6 protein-coding genes are annotated in these 7,509 nt (G+C 75.1%); 2 read left to right on the top strand and 4 right to left on the bottom strand.

The genetic code is table 11. The features are described from left to right. Positions 1 to 94: 94 nt before the first annotated feature. On the bottom strand, positions 95 to 637 hold the full coding sequence (locus ACFRMQ_RS35215) for a hypothetical protein (protein ID WP_380734873.1): 543 nt from the start codon (positions 635 to 637) through the stop codon (positions 95 to 97). Between the two features lie 208 nt (positions 638 to 845). Further along, positions 846 to 2,075 (bottom strand): ROK family protein, encoded by a 1,230-nt coding sequence (locus ACFRMQ_RS35210; RefSeq protein WP_380734872.1) that lies wholly within the window; start codon positions 2,073 to 2,075, stop codon positions 846 to 848. 300 nt (positions 2,076 to 2,375) lie between these two features. Here ACFRMQ_RS35210 and ACFRMQ_RS35205 point away from each other — a divergent pair, with 300 nt between their 5' ends. Beyond that, positions 2,376 to 4,136, top strand: coding sequence for a SpoIIE family protein phosphatase (locus ACFRMQ_RS35205; RefSeq protein WP_380734871.1), 1,761 nt, complete (start codon positions 2,376 to 2,378; stop codon positions 4,134 to 4,136). A gap of 37 nt (positions 4,137 to 4,173) precedes the next feature. Here the strand turns inward: ACFRMQ_RS35205 and ACFRMQ_RS35200 are convergent, their stop codons facing one another. Both ACFRMQ_RS35200 and ACFRMQ_RS35195 read right to left on the bottom strand, forming a co-directional pair. Beyond that, complete coding sequence (locus ACFRMQ_RS35200) at positions 4,174 to 5,403, bottom strand: trans-sulfuration enzyme family protein (protein ID WP_380734869.1); 1,230 nt, start codon at positions 5,401 to 5,403, stop codon at positions 4,174 to 4,176. Between the two features lie 186 nt (positions 5,404 to 5,589). Continuing rightward, complete coding sequence (locus ACFRMQ_RS35195; RefSeq protein WP_380734868.1) at positions 5,590 to 5,982, bottom strand: hypothetical protein; 393 nt, start codon at positions 5,980 to 5,982, stop codon at positions 5,590 to 5,592. 415 nt (positions 5,983 to 6,397) lie between these two features. Here ACFRMQ_RS35195 and ACFRMQ_RS35190 point away from each other — a divergent pair. Beyond that, positions 6,398 to 7,509, top strand: a 1,112-nt coding sequence (locus ACFRMQ_RS35190) for an LCP family protein (RefSeq protein ID WP_380734867.1), incomplete at its 3' end; no start/stop codon positions are given.

The following is a 7,509-nucleotide window of genomic DNA, read 5'->3' as shown; positions in this document are numbered from 1 at the left end:
GCCGGGGGGCTTCCCCGGCCTCACGCAGCCCCGACCTCAGGAAGCCCGTGCCTCAAGCAGCCCGGGCCTCAGGCGGATTCGCCCCCGAGGAACCTCAGGCCTGCCAGTGCGGCTTGCCGCTGACCATCCGGCAGTAGATCACCCGGCCACTGGCCTCGTGGGTGCTCTTGCCCAGGTCCGCGTTGCGGCAGAACTGTCCGGCCTCGTAGCAGTTGCCCGCGTTCGAGCGGATCTCGCAGCCCGCGCTGCCGCCGGCCGCCGCCGGGGGCTCCGGGTCGGTCGGCGGCTGGGCGGTGGTCACCTTCGGCTGCGGCGCCTTGGTGACGGGCGGCTGCGCCGGGGCGGTGGGCTGGGCCGGAGGCGCGACCGGAGGCGGCGTGGCCACCGGCGCGGCGGGCGTCGGCTGGGCCGGCGGGGTGGTCGCCGGGGCGGGCTCGGGTGCGGCGGGCGCCGGCGGGGTGGTCGCCGGGGCGGCCGCCGGAGCCGAGGTGGCGGCGACGGTCGGCGTGGCCGAGGCCGTGGCACCGCCGTCGGCCGCCGACGGGTCGCAACCGGTCAGCGCCAGGCCGACGGTGAGGACGAGTCCGGCGAAGCCGGCCAGACCCGCCCGGCGGCGACCGGGTATCCGTGAAGACATGGGAGGAGAACGCTCCGTTCCGTTTGGATGAGTCGTGCGATTCAAGCAGGAATCGCATACGCACCGTCCACCGAACCCTCACTCGTTGGCAGATCGTGATCTCCTCGCCACCGAGCGTCCCGTCCGCGCGGCCCTTCCCGTCCGCGCCGCCCTTCCCGTCCGCGCCGCCCTTCCCGTCCGCGCCGCCGCCACGGCGGGGGACGAGCCGTCAGCGCGGCCCCGCCGTCCGACGCTCGAACACCTCGGCCCGTGCGGTGTCCAGCGCCGTGGCGACCGCGCCGAGCAGCACCGCCTCCTCCCCCAGGGCGCTCGGCGCGAGCGTCGGCCGCATCGGGGCGAGCCGGTGCAGCGCCCGCTCCAACGGCTCCAGGAGCAGGTCCGCACTGCTGCCGATCCCGCCGCCCAGCACCACCAGGTCCGGGTCCAGCACGGCCGACAGCACGGCCACCGCGTAGGCCAGCCGCTCGGCCTCCCGCTCCACCGCCCGGACCGCCGCGTCCTCCCCGGCCCGGGCCCGCTCGAACACCTGCTTCGCCGTCAGCTGGCGCGTCGCGGACCCTGCGTCCAGCCCGAACTCCCGGGCGGCGCGCACCACCGCGTCCGCGGCGGCCTCCTGCTCGATGGTCGCGGCCGGCTCGCCGTCCCGCTCCGGCAGCGGGATCGGGACCAGGCCGATCTCGCCCAGCCCGCCGTGCGCGCCGACCAGCAGCTCGCCGTCCTTCACCACGCCCAGCCCGAGCCCGGTGCCGACCAGCAGGTAGGCGAACATCCGGCTGCCCCGTCCGGCGCCCCGGGTGTACTCGCCGAGCGCCGCCAGGTTGGCGTCGTTGGCCACCGAGACGGCCGTCCCCAGGCCCTCGCCTATCCGGTCGAACAGCCCCGGCCTGCCCCAGCCGGGCAGGCTGCTGGCGTACCGGACCCCGCGCCGCCGCTCGTCCCACACCCCCGGGGTGCCGATCACGGCGTGCACGATGTCCCCGGTGGCCAGGCCCGCCTCCGCGATCGCCTCGTGGGCGGTGGCGACCACCGCGTCCGCGACGGCGTTCGCCGACCGGCCCCGGTTGGCCACGTCCCGGCGGGCCACGACCGTCCCGGCCAGGTCCGCCACCGCCACCCGCAGCCGGGCCCGCCCGATGTCCACGCCGAGCACGTGCCCGGCCGTCGGGTCGACTTCGTACAGCACCGCGGTACGGCCCCGTTCGGGGGCCAGACGGCCGGCCTCGCGCACCAGGCCGGCCCGCTCCAGATCGGCGAGCGCGGCCGACACGGTCGGCTTCGACAGACCGGTGTCCCTGGCCAGCTGGGCGCGCGAGGAGCCGCCGCCGGTGCGCAGCAGCTCCAGCAGCAGCCACTCGTTGTTGCTGCGCAGCCGCTGTCGGTTCCACGGCACCCCGGGGGCCCCGGCCGCCGGTCGACTGGTCGGCTGGTGGGGGCTCATCGGGTTTCCTCCGGTGTGGTCCGTGTGGTCCGTGTGGTCCATGTGGTCCGCGGGCGCCGTCGGCGGGGCCGCGAGCCGAGTGAGGCCGCGGGCCGAGTGGGGTGGCCGGCCCGCGGCGTCCGGGGCCGGGCGCCGCCGCCCAAGTATGACCGGTGGTCATCCGGCGTTCACCCGGGTTCACCGCACCGTCGGGGAGGAGCTCGCGAAGTCGGCCGCAGGCCCGTTACAACACTGTCTCCGGCCAGTCAACGTTTCGCCCGGTTGTGGGCGTGCCGCGCCCGGGCGCGTGATCATGGGCTCATGCACTTCCGGCACGGCAACCGATCGGAGGGCCCCCGGCCCGCGGCACCGGGCTCCCGGTCCCTGGCGGCGACCGCGGCCGCCCTCGCCGCGCGCTTCGGTGCGATCACCGGCGGCGACAGCGGCGACGACGGTGGCGACGACGACGATCCGGAGCGGCTGCGCGAGGTCCTCGCCGCCGCCCCGGTGGGCGTCGCGCTGCTCGACCAGCGGCTGCGCTGGCAGTACCTGAACGCCGCCTTCACTTCCGCCACCGGGCTGCGTCGCGCGGACCTGCTCGGCCGCGCCGCCGGAACCACCGCCTTCGCGGGCGCCGTCGCCACCCTGCGCCGGGTCCTCGCCGACGGGCTCGCCCGCGAGCACGCCACCGGCGGCCCGGACGGCGCGGGCTCTCCCGTGCCCCCCGGCCTGCGGGTGCGCTACCGGGCACTGCGGCGCGCCGGGCGGACCACCGGGGTGATCGTCGTCGTGCTGGACGACCCCGACCCGGCCCGCGACCAGCTGCGCGAGCTGGAGCAGGCCCGGGCCCGGCTCGCCCTGCTGGACGCCGCCGCCGAACGGATCGGCACCACCCTCGACATCGGCACCACCGGCGCCGAACTCGCCGCCTTCGCCGTGCCCCGGCTCGCCGAACTCGCCACCGTGGACCTGCTGCCGCCCGAGGCCGAACCGGCCGGGCCCGGCCACGGCACGCCCCGGCGGCTGCACCGGGCCGGTGCCCGGTCCGTACCGGCGCTGACCGCGGCCCTCGCCGAGCTGCCCCGACCCGGCGAATCGATTCGCCACCGGGAGGGCTCGGCTGCCGCCCGCAGCCTGGCCGGCGGCATCGCCGTGCTCACCGAGCCCGGGTCCGAGGACGCCTGCCCGCCCGGGACGACCTCACTGCTGGTCCTGCCGCTGGCCGCCCGGGGCCGGCTGATCGGACTGCTCACCCTCGGCCGCACCGCCACCTCTCCGGCGTTCACCCCCGACGAGGCCGCCCTGTTCGGCGACCTCGCCGCCCGCGCCGCCACGGCCCTCGACAACGCGCGCCGCTTCGCCCGCTCCCAGGGCCTCGCCCTGGAACTCCAGCGGGCCCTGCTCAGCGAGCCCGGCAGCCCGCATCCGAACCTCTCCCTCGCCTCCCGCTACCTGCCCTCCGGGAGCAGCTCGGTGGTCGGCGGCGACTGGTTCGAGACGGTCCGGCTGCCGTTCGGCCGCACCCTGCTGGCGATGGGCGACGTCATGGGGCACGGCGTCGAGGCTGCCGTCGACATGAGCCACTACCGCTCCGCGCTGCGCGACCTCGCCGGAATGGACCTGCCCCCGCACCGGATCCTGCGCCAGCTCGACGACGTGATCTCCGCCGACGACTCCGCCCGCCCCGCGACCTGCCTGCTGGCGCTCGCCGACCCGGGCCGCGGCCGCTGGACCCTCTCCAGCGCGGGCCACCTGCCGCCCGCCCTGATCACCCCCGGCCGCCCGACCACGCTGCTGCGCGTCCCCACCGGCCCGCCGCTCGGCACCGGCCTCGGCGGCTACCAGCAGACCACCCGTCCGCTCCTCCCCGAGCAGACCCTGCTGCTGTACACCGACGGCCTGGTCGAGCGCCGGGGCGAGGACATCGACGTCTCCCTGGAACGGCTCGCGGCCCTTCGCCTGCCGGCCGAAGGGGACCTCGACGACCTGCTCGACGCCCTGCTCCACTCCCTCGTCCCACCGCCGGCCCCGGCCGCGGAGGACGACATCGCGTTGCTGGTCGCCCGCCCGCGCCGGCGCTGACGGGCCGCCACCCGGCCCTGGCGGCCCCCTGCCGGGCTCACACCTTCGCCAGCGCCTGCTCCAGGTCCGCCCAGATGTCCTCCGGGTGCTCGATGCCCACCGACACCCGGACCGTCCCCGGGCCGATGCCCACCGCCGCCAGCTCCTCGTCCGACAGCTGCCGGTGGGAGGTGCTGGCCGGGTGCAGCACCAGGGTGTGCACATCGCCCAGCGACGGGGCCAGCGAGGCGAGCCGGACGGACTCGGTGAACGCCCCGGCCGCCGCGCGCCCGCCGGCCAGGTCGAAGGCGAGGACGCCGCCGTGGCCGTCGGGGAGCAGGCGGCGGGCGCGTTCGTGGTCGAGGTGGGTGGGCAGGCCCGGGTAGTGGACGGCGGTGACCGCCGGGTGGGCGGCGAGCCGGCCGGCCAGGTCGAGCGCGCTGTCGCAGTGCCGGCGGACCCGCAGGGCGAGGGTCTGCATGCCGCGCAGGGTCAGCCAGGCGGCGAACGGATCGGCGGCGGCGCCGAGTTCGAGCGAGCGCCGCCAGACCCGGTGGTGGATCTCCGGATCGGTGAAGACGGCGATCCCGCCGAGGACGTCCGAGTGCCCGCCCAGGTACTTGGTCACGGAGTGGATCACGATGTCCGCGCCGTGCTCGATCGGGCGGCACAGCAGCGGGGTCGCGAAGGTGTTGTCCACCACGCTCACCACCCCGGCCCGCTTCGCGACGGCGATCAGCCCGGGCAGGTCGGTGACCCGGGTGGTGGGGTTGGAGACGGTCTCCAGGAACAGCACCCGGGTGTCGGGGCGCAGCGCGGCGGCCACCGCGGCGGGGTCGTCGCCGCTCACGTAGTCGACCTCGACGCCCCAGCGCTCGGTGAGGTCGGTCAGTGCGCCGACGGTGCCGCCGTACAGGCTGCGCTGGGCGATGACGTGGTCTCCGGCGCGCAGCAGGGCGAGCAGCGTGGTGCTGATCGCGCCCATGCCGGAGGCGGTGGCGAGGGCGCCGGTGCCGCCCTCCAGATCGGCGACGGCCTGTTCCAGCGTGCGGACGGTGGGGTTGCCGAAGCGGTTGTAGAAGAAGGCTCCGTCCGGTCCGCCGTGGGCGCGGGTGAGCGCGTCGCCGGTCTCGAAGGCGAACAGGTGGCCCTGGTGCAGCGGCACGCCGAGCGGGCGGCTGCCGGTGACCTCGGCGAGCGGCGGGTGGACGATCCGGGTGTCGGGGCGCGGTCCGTCGGCGGTGCGGGGGGCCGGGTGCGGGGCCCGGGGGGAGTGGAAGTCGCTCATGGCGCTCATCCTCGGGGCGGCCCCGGCATCCGGGACAGGGCCAATCGCCGTCAAGTGGCCCGCCCCGGGCGGTCGTTCCGGCTCCGCCGCCCGGGAGGCGGCGGCGAACGCCCGGGTCACGGCGGCGGGCGGCCGCTCGCGGTCGAGAGCCACCGGTCACCGCTCACGGTCGAGGCCCGCCGGCGGCTACTTGCGGCGGCTGAAGATCCGCTTGACGAGGTAGACGATCCCGACGATCAGCAGCACGAAGAACAGGATGATCAGGATCACCACGACCAGCAGGAACTTGCCCAGCTTGGCGAAGAAGCCCTTTTTCTTCTTCTCCTCCTTGGCCGCGAGGTGGGTGGCGTCGGCGGCCGACGCGACCCGCGCCTCGGTGCGGCCCCCCTGCCCGGTGTCGGCGGACGAGGCACCCGCCGACAAGGTGTTCGCCGAAATGTTGCTCGCGGACAAGGCGCTCGCGGGCACGTCGTTGTCGGCGACGGCTGCCGCGGCGGTTCGGGGCGCGGCGACCGCCGGCCCCGATGCCGCGGCGGTGAGGCCGACGGCGGCCAGCAGGGCCACCAGGGCACCAGCCATCGAACGTATGATCCGATCAGTCATCATGCTCCTCGCACTCGTGCGGAGCAGCACGGACCAGCCGCTCTGACCAATTTCTCATGGTCTGACCAGCTGGTTTTCGCTTCCGCGCCTAGTATGCTCCACTGAAGTTCTACAGCGGTGTAAAAGTTTAGCGACGGGCCCTGCCCGGATCGGCTCCGGCCCCGGGCCACGCGAACCCGCCGCTTCGACGGGGGCTCGTGTGGCGACTGTGGAGGATGACGACGTGCCTGGCCGCAAGGGTTCCCCTGAAGCCGAGAATTCGCCGCACCGGACGGGCGGGCGTCGGGCCGCAGGCCACAGAAGCGGCCGGAACCAGGACAACACGGATATACCGGCCACCCGTTCTGAGGGCCGGGCCAAGAAGAAGCCCAAGCGCAGCACCAAGGAGAAGGTGCTCTGGGCGACCGCCGGCTGCACCGCCCTCGCCGTCCTCGGCGGCGGCGCCCTCTACTACCGGCTGAACAGCAACATCAGCACCTTCGACGGCGACGCCCTCAGCAAGGACCGCCCGGAGGCCGCGGGCCCGGACGCCCAGGGCCGCACCCCGGTCAACGTCCTGCTGATCGGCTCGGACAGCCGCGGCAACGGCAACAGCGACCTGGGCGGCGGCGGGGACGGCGGCGCCCGCTCGGACACCGCGATCCTGCTGCACGTCTACGCCGACCACAAGCACGCCGTCGGCATCTCGATCCCCCGCGACTCCCTGGTCACCCTCCCGCCGTGCAAGCTCCCCAACGGCAAGTGGACCAAGGAGCAGACCAATGTGATGTTCAACAGCGCCTTCTCGGTCGGCGGCAGTGACCAGGGCAACCCGGCCTGCACCCAGAACGCCGTCGAGAAGCTGACCAACCTGCGCGTCGACCACACCATCGTGGTGGACTTCAACGGCTTCGCCTCGATGACCAAGGCGGTCGGCGGCGTGGAGGTCTGCCTGCCGAACGACATCCACGAGGGGGACCTCAACCCCAACCTCGGCCACAAGGGGAAGCTGATCTTCCCCAAGGGCAAGCAAAAGGTCGAGGGGCAGTCCGCACTGGACTACGTGCGGGTCCGGCACGGCATCGGCGACGGCTCCGACATCGGCCGCACCAAGCGTCAGCAGGCCTTCCTCTCCTCCCTCATCAAGGAGGTGAAGTCCCAGGGCATGGACCCGACCACCCTGCTGCCGCTGGCCGACGCGGCGACCAAGTCGCTGACCGTCGACCCGGGGCTCGGCTCGGCCGCCAAGCTGCTCTCCTTCGCCACGTCGCTCAAGGACATCGACCTGCACGACGTCAAGTTCCTGACCGTGCCCTGGCGCTACGAGGGCCCGCGGGTCGCCCTGGTGCACCCGGACGTGGACCAGCTGTGGGCCGCGCTCAAGGCCGACCGCACCATCGACGGCCAGGACGCGAGCGCCCCCGCCGACACCGGCCCCGGAGCCCCCGCCAGCCCCGCCACCGAGGCACCGCCGACCCCGACCCCCACCCCCGCCTCGGACGCCAAGGCCGCGGAGGTGAAGGT

The sequence above is a fragment of the Kitasatospora sp. NPDC056783 genome (assembly GCF_042789895.1).
GTDB lineage: Bacteria > Actinomycetota > Actinomycetes > Streptomycetales > Streptomycetaceae > Kitasatospora.
Note: the sequence above shows the minus strand (reverse complement) of the source record. Positions and strands in the feature narration are given on the sequence as shown.

What these genes read in the sequence shown, in the direction of transcription:
- ACFRMQ_RS35215 (WP_380734873.1), bottom strand. Translation starts at nt 637, where the DNA reads ATGTCTTCACGGATACCCGGTCGCCGCCGGGCGGGTCTGGCCGGCTTC.
- ACFRMQ_RS35210 (WP_380734872.1), bottom strand. Translation starts at nt 2,075, where the DNA reads ATGAGCCCCCACCAGCCGACCAGTCGACCGGCGGCCGGGGCCCCCGGG.
- ACFRMQ_RS35205 (WP_380734871.1), top strand. Translation starts at nt 2,376, where the DNA reads ATGCACTTCCGGCACGGCAACCGATCGGAGGGCCCCCGGCCCGCGGCA.
- ACFRMQ_RS35200 (WP_380734869.1), bottom strand. Translation starts at nt 5,403, where the DNA reads ATGAGCGACTTCCACTCCCCCCGGGCCCCGCACCCGGCCCCCCGCACC.
- ACFRMQ_RS35195 (WP_380734868.1), bottom strand. Translation starts at nt 5,982, where the DNA reads ATGGCTGGTGCCCTGGTGGCCCTGCTGGCCGCCGTCGGCCTCACCGCC.